The 13,957-nt window shown below is 61.4% G+C and carries 15 protein-coding genes and 1 other RNA gene; 7 read left to right on the top strand and 9 right to left on the bottom strand.

Going from position 1 to position 13,957, the window contains the following annotated elements:
* Positions 1-99 precede the first annotated feature (99 nt).
* Positions 100-1,077: an NADPH:quinone oxidoreductase family protein gene (locus HBO41_RS24115; protein ID WP_017135260.1), complete on the bottom strand. Its 978-nt coding sequence runs from the start codon at positions 1,075-1,077 to the stop codon at positions 100-102.
* Between the two features lie 150 nt (positions 1,078-1,227).
* Between HBO41_RS24115 and HBO41_RS24110 the strand changes: the two genes are divergently transcribed.
* Complete coding sequence (locus tag HBO41_RS24110) at positions 1,228-1,635, top strand: flagellar basal body-associated protein FliL (RefSeq protein WP_017135261.1); 408 nt, start codon at positions 1,228-1,230, stop codon at positions 1,633-1,635.
* A gap of 97 nt (positions 1,636-1,732) precedes the next feature.
* Here the strand turns inward: HBO41_RS24110 and HBO41_RS24105 are convergent, their stop codons facing one another.
* The 4 genes from HBO41_RS24105 to HBO41_RS24090 all read right to left on the bottom strand — a co-directional run bounded on the left by HBO41_RS24105 (position 1,733) and on the right by HBO41_RS24090 (position 7,120).
* A complete protein-coding gene (locus tag HBO41_RS24105; protein WP_169987999.1) occupies positions 1,733-2,851 on the bottom strand; it encodes an ABC transporter permease in 1,119 nt (372 codons plus the stop codon).
* Positions 2,851-5,568, bottom strand: a complete 2,718-nt coding sequence (gene rbbA / locus HBO41_RS24100; protein WP_169987997.1) for a ribosome-associated ATPase/putative transporter RbbA — start codon at positions 5,566-5,568, stop codon at positions 2,851-2,853. The genes HBO41_RS24105 and rbbA overlap by 1 nt, the downstream gene beginning before the upstream one ends.
* Positions 5,565-6,530 carry an HlyD family secretion protein gene (locus HBO41_RS24095; RefSeq protein ID WP_099550436.1) on the bottom strand — a complete coding sequence of 322 codons (966 nt, stop codon included), beginning with the start codon at positions 6,528-6,530 and terminating at the stop codon, positions 5,565-5,567. Before HBO41_RS24095 ends, rbbA begins: the two co-directional genes overlap by 4 nt.
* A 140-nt stretch (positions 6,531-6,670) precedes the next feature.
* Positions 6,671-7,120 (bottom strand): EVE domain-containing protein, encoded by a 450-nt coding sequence (locus HBO41_RS24090; RefSeq protein WP_099550293.1) that lies wholly within the window; start codon positions 7,118-7,120, stop codon positions 6,671-6,673.
* A 194-nt stretch (positions 7,121-7,314) separates the two neighbouring features.
* On the opposite strand from HBO41_RS24090, the gene HBO41_RS24085 reads away from it, so the two are divergent.
* Positions 7,315-7,464: a hypothetical protein gene (locus HBO41_RS24085; RefSeq protein WP_010207387.1), complete on the top strand. Its 150-nt coding sequence runs from the start codon at positions 7,315-7,317 to the stop codon at positions 7,462-7,464.
* A gap of 9 nt (positions 7,465-7,473) precedes the next feature.
* Here HBO41_RS24085 and HBO41_RS24080 read toward each other — a convergent pair whose 3' ends face one another.
* The 4 genes from HBO41_RS24080 to HBO41_RS24065 form a co-directional block, all read right to left on the bottom strand.
* Entirely contained in the window at positions 7,474-8,103 is a 630-nt protein-coding gene (locus HBO41_RS24080) for a 5-formyltetrahydrofolate cyclo-ligase (RefSeq protein WP_099550294.1), read from the bottom strand.
* 58 nt (positions 8,104-8,161) lie between these two features.
* A non-coding RNA gene (gene ssrS / locus HBO41_RS24075) (6S RNA) lies at positions 8,162-8,340 on the bottom strand.
* 30 nt (positions 8,341-8,370) lie between these two features.
* Positions 8,371-8,688, bottom strand: a complete 318-nt coding sequence (locus tag HBO41_RS24070; protein WP_017135267.1) for a cell division protein ZapA — start codon at positions 8,686-8,688, stop codon at positions 8,371-8,373.
* On the bottom strand, positions 8,685-8,894 hold the full coding sequence (locus HBO41_RS24065) for a TIGR02449 family protein (RefSeq protein WP_003177365.1): 210 nt from the start codon (positions 8,892-8,894) through the stop codon (positions 8,685-8,687). Before HBO41_RS24065 ends, HBO41_RS24070 begins: the two co-directional genes overlap by 4 nt.
* 138 nt (positions 8,895-9,032) lie before the next feature.
* On the opposite strand from HBO41_RS24065, the gene HBO41_RS24060 reads away from it, so the two are divergent.
* Genes HBO41_RS24060 through HBO41_RS24040 form a run of 5 tightly spaced genes read left to right on the top strand, consistent with a single transcriptional unit; the run spans position 9,033 to position 13,822 of the window.
* Positions 9,033-9,590 carry a YecA family protein gene (locus HBO41_RS24060; protein WP_017135268.1) on the top strand — a complete coding sequence of 186 codons (558 nt, stop codon included), beginning with the start codon at positions 9,033-9,035 and terminating at the stop codon, positions 9,588-9,590.
* Between the two features lie 20 nt (positions 9,591-9,610).
* Complete coding sequence (pepP, locus tag HBO41_RS24055; RefSeq protein ID WP_017135269.1) at positions 9,611-10,933, top strand: Xaa-Pro aminopeptidase; 1,323 nt, start codon at positions 9,611-9,613, stop codon at positions 10,931-10,933.
* On the top strand, positions 10,930-12,117 hold the full coding sequence (gene ubiH, locus HBO41_RS24050) for a 2-octaprenyl-6-methoxyphenyl hydroxylase (RefSeq protein WP_138450721.1): 1,188 nt from the start codon (positions 10,930-10,932) through the stop codon (positions 12,115-12,117). The genes pepP and ubiH overlap by 4 nt, the downstream gene beginning before the upstream one ends.
* Positions 12,110-12,595, top strand: coding sequence for a DUF4442 domain-containing protein (locus HBO41_RS24045; protein ID WP_017135271.1), 486 nt, complete (start codon positions 12,110-12,112; stop codon positions 12,593-12,595). The genes ubiH and HBO41_RS24045 overlap by 8 nt, the downstream gene beginning before the upstream one ends.
* Before the next feature lie 9 nt (positions 12,596-12,604).
* Entirely contained in the window at positions 12,605-13,822 is a 1,218-nt protein-coding gene (locus HBO41_RS24040; protein WP_169988102.1) for a 2-octaprenyl-3-methyl-6-methoxy-1,4-benzoquinol hydroxylase, read from the top strand.
* The last annotated feature ends 135 nt before the right edge of the window (positions 13,823-13,957 follow it).

Genomic DNA, 13,957 nt, shown 5'->3' with positions numbered 1-13,957 from the left:
TGTGGGAGCTGGCTTGCCTGCGATAGCGGTCTATCAATTGCAGCTGTGTGAGCTGACCCGCCGCCATCGCAGGCAAGCCAGCTCCCACATGAACCGCATTCAGCGGGTCTGGACGACAACCTTTCCCACAGCCCTGCGTTGCCCCAGGTCATTGATCGCCTGCGCAGCCTGCTCAAGCGGGTAAGTCTGCGACACCAACGGCTTCAACTTGCCCTCGCCATACCAGGTGAACAACTGCTGGAAGTTCGCCGCATTGTCCTGCGGCTGGCGCTGGGCGAACGAGCCCCAGAACACCCCGACTACCGACGCACCCTTGAGCAGCGCCAGGTTTACCGGCAGTTCGGGAATGCGCCCGCTGGCAAAGCCCACCACCAGCAGGCGTCCGTTCCAGGCAATGCCACGCACGGCCTGGTCAAACAGGTCGCCGCCGACGGGGTCGTAGATCACATCGACACCATTGCCGTCGGTCAGGCGCTTGATCTCGTCTTTGAGGCTGGCTTCGCTGTAGTTGATCAGCTCATCCGCACCGGCCGCCTTGGCCACGGCGAGTTTGTCGGCGCTGCTGGCGGCGGCAATCACCCGGGCGCCCATGGCTTTGCCGATTTCCACCGCCGCCAGGCCCACGCCGCCGGAAGCGCCGAGCACCAGCAGGGTTTCGCCAGGTTGCAGGTTGGCGCGTTGTTTCAGTGCATGCATCGAGGTGCCGTAGGTCATGCTGAAGGCGGCGGCAGTGGTGAAATCCATGCTCGGCGGGATCGGCAGCACGTTATAGCCCGGCACCGCGACCTGCTCGGCAAAGCTGCCCCAACCGGTCAGGGCCATGACCCGGTCGCCGACGTTGAGGTGGCTGACCTTTTCACCCACTTCGCTGACCACGCCGGCCGCTTCGCCACCCGGCGAGAACGGGAAGGGCGGCTTGAACTGGTACTTGCCCTCGATGATCAAGGTGTCCGGGAAATTCACCCCGGCCGCGTGCACGTCCAGCAGGATTTCGTTCTTCTTGATCGCGGGGCTGGCGATCTCTTCCAGCACCAGGGTTTCGGCGGGGCCGAAGGCTTTGCACAGCACAGCTTTCATCGGACTATTCCTTTTGGCGTCGTGGCCGATAAGTGTAGGAGGGTACGCCCGTGGGTCAACGAGCATGCCTGGCCCTGATAAGTCGCCATAAGCTTGTACTCAGCCTTGCTAGCGTTATGCTACCCGGCAACCGAATTCGAGGAATGAACTGTGAAAGCGTGGATCCTGTTGATGCTCGCCCTGACCTTGCCGTTGGCAGCCCAGGCCGAAGAAGCGAAAGAAGGCGAGGCGCCGAAGGTCAGCTATATCAGCCTGACCCCACCCTTTGTGGGCAATTACGGCCTGGATGGCACGGCAAAACTGCGGGTCTACAAGGCCGACATCGCCCTGCGCGTGACCGGGCCTGAAGCGGCTGCGGCTGTCAAAGCCAACGACCCGTTGATTCGTAACCAACTGGTGGCGCTGTTTACCCAGCAGACCAACGAAGCCATGAGCACGGTCGAAGGCAAAGAAAAGCTGCGCCAGGAAGCCCTGAAGCAAACCCAGCAAGTCATGAATGACGAGACCGGCAAGCCGGTGGTGGAAGACCTGTTGTTCAACAACTTGATCATCCAGTAAGTCGCTGCGCGACTATCGCGGGCAAGCCCGCTCCCACAGGTGAATGCATTCCAACGGTGGGAGCGGGCTTGCCCGCGATGGCGCCAGTACAGACGCTTCAGGAAGCCAGGCTTTTACGAAACCTGGCCAAGGCCACCGCAAAAAACACCAACCCAATCCCCACCAACGCCAGCAAATCCGGCCACACCACACCCACGCCCGCATCACGAAACAGTATGGCCGCACTCAAACTCACAAAGTGCGTCGACGGTGAGCCTTGCATCACCCATTGCAACCACTCGGGCATGCTGTCCAATGGCGTACTGCCGCCAGACAGAAGCAGCATCGGAATAATCACCGGAATCGCCAGCAAGCCAAACTGAGGCGTCGAACGCGCAAGGGTGGCGAGGAAGATCCCCAGTGCCGTACTCGCAAACAGGTACAGCGCCGTCACCAGCAAAAACAGGCTCAAAGACCCGGCCAGCGGCACACCGAGCAAGCCTTTGACTACCAGCTCCAGCGACAGCCACGTACACAGCACCACCACCAGCATATTGCTCCAGATTTTTGCCAGCATGATTTCCAGCGCGGTCAGCGGCAGCACCAGCAAATGGTCGAGCGTGCCGTGTTCACGCTCGCGCAGCAGCGCCGTGCCGGTGAGCACGATGGCCAGGATGGTGATGTTGTTGACGATCTGGATCACCGCCAAAAACCAGCCGCCTTCCAGGTTGGTGTTGAACAACGCCCGTGTGGTCAGCCGCGCAGGCGTCTTGCCAGCCGCGTCGGTTTGCCCGCTGTAGCTTTGCAACTCACGCTGGAAAATCCGGCCGATATAGCCTGCGCCCATAAATGCCTGGCTCATCGCTGTGGCATCGACGTTCACCTGCACACCCGGCTGGCGCCCGGCCAACAGGTCGGCCTGGAAGTTGGCTGGCACATTGATCACGAAGGTGTACTCGCCGCTGTCCATGACCTTGTCCAATTGGTCGTAGGCCAGTGGTGCAGGCGGTTGAAACTCGGGCGGCTGCAGCGCCTCGGCCATTTGCCGCGACAGCGCGCTGTGGTCCTCATCAACAAACGCCACGCTGGCGTTGTGCACACCAATGACCGAGCCAGCGGCGGGCATGTAGATCGCGACAGTGAAGGCGTAGAACAAAAACAGCAGCAATACGCTGTCGTGACGCAGGCTGGTCAATTCCTTGAAGCCCAGGCGCAGGATATGAGCGAGCTTGTGCATCAGGCCTCCTGCTTCTTGAGCATGATCAGGCTCAGCCCAGTGAACCCGACGAAAAACCCGAACAGCGCCAGGCATTGCGGCCACAACTGGCGCAGGTCCAGGGCCTTGGTGAAGGTGCCCACTGCGATATCCAGAAAGTGCCCGGCGGGGAATAACGTGCCCATCAGCGCGGCCGCGCCTTCCAGGGACGAGCGCGGTACGATAAGCCCGGAGAACTGGATGGTCGGCAGGCTGGTGATGATCATGGTGCCGAGGATCGCCGCGATCTGGGTACGGGTGAACGCGGAAATCAGCAGACCCATGCTCGTCGTTGCGAGTACATACAACAGGCCGCCTACCGCCAGCGCCACGCCGCTGCCCTTGAATGGCACGCCGAACAGCCAGCGGTTCATCGCCACCAGCAGTGCCAGGTTCACCAGGCTAACGGCCAGATACGGCGCCTGTTTGCCCAACAGGAACTCCAGGCGCGTCAGCGGCGTGGCGTAGAAGTTGGTGATCGACCCCAGCTCCTTTTCACGCACGATGCCCAACGCGGTGAGCATTGCCGGGATAAACGCCAGGATCAGCGCCATCACGCCAGGGCCGATGGCGTTCACGCTGACTACATCCTGGTTGTAGCGAAAGCGTGTTTCCAGCTTGGCGGCGGCTTGTGTGCTGCCGGGCAGGCTGCTCAGTTCGGCCAGTTGCTGGAGATTGCCTTGGTGCACCGCTTCGACGTAGTTACGGCTGGTTTCGGCGCGAAACGGCATGCCGCCATCGATCCACGCAGCCACGGTGGGTTGGCGGCCGGCGTACAGGTCGCGGCCAAAACCGGGTGGAATTTCCAGCGCCAGTTTGATTTCTGAACGTTGCAGGCGCCGGTGCAGTTCGTTGGCATCGCGGATGGGGGCTTGTTCGGCGAAGTAGCGCGAGCTGCGGAAGGCTTCCAGGTAGGCGCGACTTTGCGGAGTCTGGTCCTGGTCGTAGACGGCGAAGGCAAGGTTTTCCACGTCCAGGGAAATGCCGTAACCGAAGATCACCATCATGAACATCGCACCGAGCAGGGCGAAGGGCATGCGCACTTTGTCGCGCAACAGCTCTTTGCCTTCGCGACTGGCCACGGCCAGCAGGCGGGCGATGCTGAAGCCGCGTTTGCTGACGGTCGGCGTGCTGCTTTCGCTGACAGTTTTGTTCGGTGCGGCAGGTTCGGCTTCGCCTTGGGCCTGTTCCAGGCAGGTGACGAACGCAGCCTCCAATGTGTCGCCGTGGAATTGCTGCTGCAACGCGTCGGGGGTGTCGCAGGCCAGCACTTTGCCCGCGTGCATCAGCGAGATGCGGTCGCAGCGCTGGGCCTCGTTCATAAAGTGGGTGGACAGAAAGATCGTCACGCCTTGCTCGCGGGACAACTCAGCCAATAGCCGCCAGAAATCATCCCGCGCCGCGGGGTCGACGCCCGAGGTCGGCTCATCGAGAATCAGCACTTCCGGGCGATGCAGCACCGCCACCGCCAGTGACAAGCGCTGGCGCAGGCCCAGGGGCAACTCGCCGGAGGGTTGCTCGGCCACTTCACCGAGGTCGAAGCGCTGGATCAGCTCGTCGATACGCGGGCCGCTGTCGGCCTTGGGCAAGTCGAACAGTTGCGCATGCAGCACCAGGTTCTGGCGCACGCTGAGTTCGCCGTACAGCGAAAAGCTTTGCGACATAAAGCCCACGCGCTTGCGAGTGGCCAAATCCTTGGCATTCACCGGGTTACCCAGCAGCGTGGCGCTGCCTTCGGTGGCCGGCATCAGCCCGGTGAGAACTTTCATGGTGGTCGTCTTGCCGCAGCCGTTGGAGCCGAGGAAGCCAAATATCTCGCCGCGACCAATCGCAAAGCTGACCTTGTTCACCGCCGTAAAATCCCCAAAGCGCAGCGTCAGGTCGTGGGCTTCGATGGCGATGTCAGTGTTGCCACTTTCGCGCGGCGGGATCACCAGCGCCTGGTTGTCGTGGGCGCTGTCACCCTGGAAATGAGTAAAGGCTTCATCGAGTTTGCCGCTGGGTGTAACGGCTGCCAGCTCGCGGCTCAGGCCGTCGGCGATCAGCTTGCCGCGATCGAGCATCAGGCAATGTTCGAACTGCTCGGCCTCTTCCATGTAGGCGGTGGCTACCAGCAGCGTCAGCTGTGGGCGCTCGCTGCGCACGGTTTCGACCAGCTCCCAGAAACGCCGCCGCGACAGTGGGTCGACGCCCGTGGTGGGTTCGTCGAGGATCAACAAATCAGGGTCGTGGATCAGCGCGCAGCACAGGCCGAGCTTCTGCTTCATGCCGCCGGACAACTTCCCGGCCGGGCGCTCGGCGAAGCGTGCGAGGTCGGTGGCCAGCAGCAGGTTGTGCATGCGTTGCTCGCAATCGGCTTTGGACAAACCGAACAACGTGGCGAAGAAACGGATGTTCTCGCTGATGGACAACTCAGGGTAAAGGTTGCCGCCCAGGCCTTGGGGCATAAAGGCGATGCGCGGGTACAGGCTATTGCGATGGCGGCGATCTTCGATGGAGCCGCCGAGCACCTCAAGCTGGCCAGCCTGAAGTTTTTTGACCCCGGCGATCAGCCCCAGCAAACTTGACTTGCCCGCGCCATCCGGGCCGATCAACCCGCAACGGGTGCCCGCCGGCAGGCTGAAGGCAATGTCGATCAGCGCCTGTTGCTTGCCGTAACGGTGTTGGATGCCGGTGGCGTGCAGCGCCAGGTCGGTCATTGCAGGTTGGCCGGCCAGTCGATATCTGCCGTGCGCACATAACCCGCGCCAGGCATGCCCGGTTTGGCTTGTGGTACGGCGCTGGGTTGGGTCAGGCGCAGCTTGACGCGGAACACCAGTTTTTGGCGTTCGTCGCGGGTCTCAACCTCTTTTGGGGTGAATTGCGATTTGGCTGCAACAAAGCTGATTTTTGCCGGCAGCGGCTGCTGGGGCAGGGCGTCGAGCAGGATGCGTGCGTCGCTGCCAACGGTCAGGCGGCCGGTGACGGAGGCGGGCAGGTACAGGTTCATGTACTGATCATTCGGGTCAATCAGCAGTAACACTCTGCCGCCTGCGCCGAGCACTTCACCCGGTTCAGCCAGGCGCAATTGAATGATGCCGTCGATGGGCGCGCGCAGGCTGCTGTCGTCGATTTCGCTGGTGAGCTGGGCCACTTGGGCCTGCGCCGCGCCGATGGCCGCTTTCACTGCGTTGACTTGAGCCTGCGCTGCGATCACGGCCGCATTGCCGGTGTTCTGGCGTGCTTGCTGCTGGTCGATCAACTGGCTGCTGGCAAAGCCGCGCTTGTACAACTCCTGGGTGCGCTTGAGTTCCTGGTGGGCCAGCAATTGTTCGCTTTGGCGCAGTTGCACGTTGGCCTCGGCGGCGGCGAAGTTTTCCTTGGCGCGCAGCACTTCGGCTTCGGCCTGGGTGCGCTGGGCTTCAAGGGTGCGGGTGTCCATGCGTGCGAGCAATTGACCTTTGAGCACCTTGTCGCCTTCATCTACGCGCACTTCGGCCAGGCGCCCGGGGATCTTGGCGGCGATCTGCACTTCGGTGGATTCCAGGCGGCCATTGCCCATGCTCAGGCCTTCGGGCAGGCGGTCCTGAGTCGATCGCCAATAACCGAAGCCGCCGGCACCCAGCAACAAAGTGATGAGCGCAACGGCGAAAAGGCGCGACATAGTGTGATTCGTAGACATGACGGCATCCTGCGGCATTAGCATCCTAGTTTGACCGATACCGCCCGAAGGGTCTTGATACCGGTCAAATGAAGCGCAAGCCTAACCCGCTTGGCGTGCAGATGCATGCATCACAGGTGTGACCGCAGGGTTCTGCCTTTTCAGCGCAGGGCGAGTACCGCTGCCCATTGTTCGGCCGTCACCGGCATCACCGACAATCGACTGCCTTTTTGCACCAGCGGCAATTCGGCGAGGGCGGTTTGTTGTTTCAGGTAGCCAAGGCCCAGCACCTTTGCAAAGGTCTCGACGTGGGCCACGTTGAGTGCAGTCCACGGGTTTTTCTCAGGCGTGGCTTTGGCATCGAAGTAGTGGCTTTCGGGTTCCAGCGCAGTCGGGTCCGGATAGGCCGCCTCGACAATTTTGCCGATACCGGCAATGCCTGGCTCAGGGCAACTGGAGTGGTAGAAGAAAAACTCATCACCAACGGCCATGGCTCGCAAAAAGTTGCGTGCCTGATAGTTGCGCACCCCGTCCCAGCGCGTTTCACCGAGCTTTTCCAGGCCTTTGATGGAGAGTTCATCGGGCTCGGATTTCATCAGCCAGTAGGCCATTTTTGGGCTCCTGAAAAAGGCATTGGATAAGTTGTCAGGCAATTCCATGACAAACCGACAGTCGGTTGGCGTCAAGGTTTGCGTGTTGGGTCACGTTACCGCAGAATGCCCGCTTTTAAGCTTGACGCAGCTGCAACGGACTACTTTGGAACGTTGTTGTCATCGTGTACGAGGTGCCTGAAGGGGGGCAATCGATGCAACGTAAACCGGATTTACTATGGATTTTGGTTATTTTGTTTGGCCTGGGCGTCGTGACCACCGGATATGCCCAGAGCTTGTGGTCGAACAAGACCGATGCACCGGTTGAACTGGCTCAGCAGCAGCCACAACCGTTCAAGCGTTAACACTGCTTTTTAAGGCGTCGCTGGTTCCAGCGACGTTTCTGCGACATACCATTTTTTATCGGTGACCGTGCCAGCCAATGGCACATCCCAGCTTGCCTGTGCCAGGCGCTCGACCTTCTGACATTCATGGGCCAGGCCCAGCAGCGTGGGCTTGCGCCAGTTTTTGCGCCGAGCCAGGTAGGCCAGGCTGCGGTCATAAAACCCACCGCCCATGCCCAGTCGCCCACCCACATCATCGAAGCCCACCAGCGGCAACAGCACCAGGTCCAGCGCCCAAACTTGGCGCTGGCGGTTGGCATTTACGTGCGGCTCAAGGATGCGAAAGCGGTTGGGCAACAACTTATCTCCAGGCCGCACACGCTGGAACACCATCTTGGTGCGCGGCCAGGCACTGAGTACCGGCAGATAAGTGGCCTTGCCCCGGCGCTGCGCAGCGCGCAGCAGCAGACGCGGATCGATTTCACCGTCCGTGGGCAGATATAAAGAGATATGTTTGGCCCGGCGAAACAACGGGTGCTGTGCCAGTTGCCGATACAGGCCGTGAGCGGCCTTGCGCTGCTCGCTCGGCGTAAGCGCGCGGCGGGCTTTGCGCAACATGCGTCGAAGTTGCGGACGGGAAAGCGGCGCAGGTTCGGTCATGGATGTTCGGCTCATAAAACAATGCCAGTCCTGGGACTGGCATTGAGTTTGGGAATTCAGGCTCCCCGACAGAGCCGCTGTCGACTTAGCCCTTGAACCCGAAAGTTCAAGGTGGAAGATGCAGTAGGCTTTAAGGCTTTCCGTCTAGCGGACATGCACACCAGCCCAACGTGCAACTTCCAGGGTAGTGCGAATCGGCTCAGGGACATCGCCGACTGGCAAACACGCCAGGGAGTGGGGCGAGTATACCTTAAACAGACGCGTCAATCAGCCCTTGGGTGGCTCTGGCTCGGTAGAAAGTGCCAGATCCACGCGTTCGAGCAGGTCACGCACTTGCTCACGCGTCGAGCCGCTGGCCTGCACGTCAGGCCGTTCCTGCTTATGCAGCAGATCGTGGGTAATGTTCAGTGCGGCCATCACGGCGATACGGTCGGCGCCGATGACTTTGCCGCTGCTGCGGATTTCACGCATCTTGCCGTCCAGATAGCGGGCAGCACTCACCAGATTGCTGCGTTCTTCCTGGGGGCAGATGATCGAATATTCTTTGTCGAGGATCTGCACGGTAACGCTATTGCTTGAACTCATGAGTCTTGCTCCAGGGCCTTCAGGCGCGAAATCATCGATTCGACCTTACGCCGGGCGATTTCGTTTTTTTCAATGAGGTGAGCGCGTTCCTCGCGCCAGGTCTTTTCCTGAGCTAATAGGAGTCCGTTTTGACTCTTAAGTTGCTCGACCCGATCAATTAGCAGTTCGAGTCTGGCCATCAGCGCTTGCAGGTCGGTGTCTTCCATTGGGTTCCACTGGATTTGTCTGATGAATGGCAACTTCAGGATAAACGATCTGACGCCCTCGATAGTCTTGGTACGTCTGCCGGTGCTAGGATACAGCGCTTCATTCTAGACATTGCGCCGTCTGGCGCCTAGCTCACCATGCCTATTCAGAACTCCCCGTACGACGCTTTTTCCAAACTGCTGAGCTCCAGCGGTCATCCTTGCTCGCCTGCCGAACTGCACGGCGTGCTGTTGGGCCGCAGCTGCACGGGCGTTGGCTTCGATGCCGACAACTGGCTGGCCGATGTGGCCGAGCTGCTGGAAACCGAACCTACCGAGAACGTGCGTAACGCGCTGATCGGCCTGCAAGAGATGGTTAAAGGCGAGCTGACCGGTGATGACGTCACCGTCGTTCTGCTGCTGCCGACCGACGATGCACCGCTCACCGAACGCGCTGCAGCATTGGGCCAATGGTGCCAGGGTTTCCTGCACGGCTTCGGTGTGAATGCCGGCGGCCTGGAACTGAGCACTGATGCCAAAGAAGTGTTGCAAGACCTGGCGGCCATCTCCCAGGTGCAAGATGCCCTGGAAGAATCCGAAGACGGTGAAGGCGACTATATGGAGGTGATGGAATACCTGCGTGTCGCGCCGCTGCTGTTGTTCACCGAGACCAAAAAATCCGCTGAGCCCGCCGCACCCAAGCCGTCGCTGCACTAAGTAAGGAAGCCCATCTGCCCATGATCCATATCCCGAAAGCGGAATACACCCGTCGCCGCAAGGCGCTCATGGCGCAGATGGAACCCAACAGCATCGCGATCCTGCCGGCCGCCGCCGTGGCCATCCGCAACCGTGATGTCGAGCACGTCTACCGCCAGGACAGCGATTTCCAGTACCTGAGCGGCTTCCCTGAACCTGAAGCGGTGATCGTGCTGATGCCCGGTCGCCAGCATGGCGAGTACGTGCTGTTCTGCCGCGAGCGCAACGTCGAACGCGAACTGTGGGACGGCCTGCGCGCCGGCACCGAAGGCGCCATTCGCGACTTTGGTGCTGACGATGCGTTCCCCATCACCGATATCGACGACATCCTGCCCGGCCTGATCGAAGGCCGCGACCGGGTGTATTCGGCCATGGGCAGCAACGCCGAATTCGACCGGCATCTGATGGAGTGGATCAACGTGATCCGTTCCAAGGCGCACCTGGGCGCCCAGCCGCCGAACGAATTTGTTGCCCTGGATCATCTGCTTCACGACATGCGCCTGTATAAATCGGCGGCAGAAGTGAAGGTGATGCGCGAGGCCGCGCGAATTTCCTGTGCGGCCCACGTCAAGGCGATGCAGGCCAGCCGCGCCGGGCTGTATGAGTTCAGCCTCGAAGCCGAGCTGGATTACGAGTTCCGCAAGGGCGGCGCGAAGATGCCGGCCTATGGCTCCATCGTCGCCGCCGGGCGCAACAGCTGCATCCTGCACTACCAGCAGAATGACGCGCTGCTCAAGGACGGCGATCTGGTGTTGATCGACGCCGGTTGCGAGATCGACTGCTACGCCAGCGATATCACGCGCACGTGGCCGGTCAGCGGCAAGTTTTCGCCCGAACAAAAGGCGATCTATGAAATTGTGCTGGCCTCCCAGGAAGCCGCCTTCGCCCAGATTGCACCGAACAAACATTGGAACCAGGCCCACGAGGCGACCGTGCAGGTCATCACCGCCGGGCTGGTGAAGTTGGGGCTGTTGCAAGGTAACGTCGACGAGTTGATCGCCAGCGAAGCCTACCGTGCCTTTTATATGCACCGCGCCGGCCACTGGCTGGGCATGGATGTGCACGATGTGGGCGAATACAAAGTGGGCGGTGAATGGCGTGTGCTGGAAGTGGGCATGGCCTTGACCGTGGAGCCGGGGATTTATATTTCGCCGGACAATCAGAACGTGGCAAAGAAATGGCGTGGCATTGGCGTACGCATCGAGGATGACGTGGTAGTGACCAAGCAAGGCTGTGAAATTCTGACCGGTGGTGTGCCTAAAACTGTCGCTGAGATCGAAGCGCTGATGGCGGCTGCCCGATGAACCGGGTCAACCTGGCGATTATCGGTGGTGGCCTGGTGGGCGCCAGCCTGGCGTTGGCCTTGCAGGCCGGTGCCAAGGCACGGGGTTGGAAGATCGTGCTGATCGAGCCATTTGCCCCAGGCGACACTTACCAACCGAGCTACGATGCACGTTCTTCGGCGTTGTCTTACGGTGCCCGTCAGATCTATCAGCGCCTGGGTGTGTGGCAGGACATCTCCCGCCGCGCCGAGCCGATCAAGCAGATCCACGTGTCTGACCGTGGGCGTTTCTCGACTGCGCGCTTGTCCGCCATGGAGGAGGGCGTGCCGGCCCTCGGCTATGTGGTGGAAAACGCCTGGCTCGGACAGTGCCTGTGGCAAGGCCTGGACAAAGAGGTGGTGAGTTGGCGCTGCCCGGCGGAAGTCACGCGTATGGAGCCGCTGCCCGACGGCTATCGCCTGACCCTCAACGATGAAACCGTGCTGGAATGCGACCTTGCGGTATTGGCCGATGGTGGTCGCTCCGGTTTGCGCGAGCAGTTAGGTATTGGCGTGAAAACCCGCCCGTACAACCAGAGCGCGCTGATCGCCAACATCACCCCCAGCGAAGCCCACAACGGCGAGGCCTTCGAGCGCTTTACCGATGAAGGCCCGATGGCCCTGTTGCCGTTGCCGGACAACCGCTGCGCGCTGGTATGGACGCGCATCGGCATGGACGCCCAGCGTTTGGCCAACCTCGACGAGCGCAGTTTCTTGAGCGAACTGCAGGGCGTGTTCGGCTATCGCCTGGGCACCCTCAAGCAAGTCGGCGCACGGCACCTGTACCCGCTGACGCTGGTGGAGGCCGAAGAACAAGTGCGCTCGCACCTGGCGATCCTCGGCAATGCCGCCCACAGCCTGCACCCGATTGCCGGGCAGGGGTTCAACCTGTCCCTGCGCGATGCCAATGCCTTGGCCGAAGCCTTGTTGGCCGGGCCACAGGTGCCGGGAGACTTGGCGACCTTGCAGCGCTACCGCGAAAGCCAGCACCTGGACCAGAAGCTCACAGTGGGCTTCTCCGATCAAGTCACACGCCTGTTTGGCAGTGCCCAGCCGTTAGTGGCTTTGGGCCGCAACATGGGCCTGCTTGGCCTGGACCTGCTACCGCCGGCCAAACGCTGGTTCGCCCGTCAGGCCATGGGCTTGGGTACGCGCCCCGATGCGTAAGTGGTTGATCCAACGTTTGGGTAAAGCGCGGCTGTTGCGTTGGGTCATGACCCTTTATCCGCCTTATCTCGGGGCGGGGATAAGCGTGCAGCACATGAGCGCTGACTTTCGTCATGTCAAAGTGCGCATGGGCTTGGGCTGGTACAACCGTAATTACGTCGGCACGCAATTTGGCGGCAGCCTGTATTCGATGGTTGACCCGTTCTACATGTTGCTGTTGATGGAGAACCTGGGCCGCGACTACATCGTGTGGGACAAGGCCGCGAGCATCGACTTTGTGTCGCCGGGCAAAGGCCCGGTGTACGCCGAGTTCTCCATCGACGACGCCTTGCTGGACGAGATTCGCCGGCAAACCGAAGGTGGCGAGAAGTACCTGCCCCACCTCAAGGTCGAGATTCATGACGGCTCCGGCACCCTGGTGGCGCGGGTCGACAAAACCCTTTACGTGCGGCGCAAGCCGCCAGCAAAGCAGGCTTAAAGCATGGACATGCGCGCAGATGTGCTGATTGTCGGGGCCGGAATGGTCGGAAGCGCCCTGGCGCTCGCGTTGCAGGGCAGTGGCCTGCAGGTGCTGCTGCTCGACGGCAGCCCGCTGAGCGTCAAGCCATTTGACCGTGAGGCTGCCTTCGAGCCACGGGTGAGCGCCTTGTCGGCCGCGAGCCAGCGCATCCTTGAGCGCCTCGGCGTGTGGGACGGCATTGTGTCGCGGCGCGCCAGCCCTTATGGCGAGATGCAAGTGTGGGACGGCAGCGGCACCGGGCAGATCCACTTCTCGGCGGCCAGTGTGCACGCCGAAGTGCTTGGGCATATCGTCGAGAACCGCGTGGTTCAGGACGCGCTGCTCGACCGCCTGCATGACTGCGACCTGGGCCTGCTGGCCAACGCCCGCCTGGAACAGATGCGCCGCTCCGGCGATGACTGGCTGCTGACCCTTGCCGACGGCCGCACATTGCGTGCACCGCTGGTGGTCGCCGCCGATGGCGCCAACTCCGCCGTACGCCGCCTGACCGGCACTGCGACCCGCGAGTGGGATTACTTGCATAACGCCATCGTCACCAGCGTTCGCAGCAGCCAACCCCATCAGCGCACGGCGTGGCAGCGCTTTACCGACACTGGCCCGCTGGCGTTTCTGCCATTGGTGCGCGAGGGGCAGGAAGACTGGTGCTCGATCGTCTGGTCCACCACACCGGCCGAATCCGAGCGCCTGATGGCGCTGGACGACAAAAACTTCTGCCGTGAGCTGGAGCGCGCCTTTGAAGGGCGGCTCGGCACGGTGCTCAGCGCCGATCCACGTGTGTGCGTGCCATTGCGCCAACGACACGCCAAGCGTTATGTGGCAGAAGGCTTGGCGTTGATTGGCGACGCGGCCCACGTGATCCACCCGTTGGCGGGGCAGGGCGTAAACCTGGGTTTCCTCGATGCGGCGGTGCTGGCCGAGGTGCTGCTGGCAGCCACTGAACGTGGTGAGCGCCTGGCTGATGTGAAAGTATTGAGCCGCTACGAACGTCGGCGCATGCCGCATAACCTTGCGCTGATGGCGGCTATGGAAGGGTTTGAGCGCCTGTTCCAGGCCGACCAGTTGCCATTACGCTGGCTGCGCAACGCCGGGCTGAAAATGGTCGACCAGATGCCCGAAGCCAAGGCCATCTTCGTCCGCCAGGCCTTGGGCCTGACCGGCGACCTCCCGGAGCTGGCCAAACCCTGAGGGCGCCTGAGTACCCTTTGGGAGCCGGGCTTGCCCGCGATGGGGCCATTGGCCCCAGCACAAATCCCAGCCATGCAACATCTCGTAACGCCTCCACCAAGCGCTACCAAATGTGAGTCCTTATCATTTGCCCTC

The sequence above is a fragment of the Pseudomonas sp. WS 5146 genome, from assembly GCF_012985495.1.
Taxonomy (GTDB): domain Bacteria; phylum Pseudomonadota; class Gammaproteobacteria; order Pseudomonadales; family Pseudomonadaceae; genus Aquipseudomonas; species Aquipseudomonas edaphica.
This window is presented reverse-complemented; position numbering and strand designations above follow the sequence as displayed.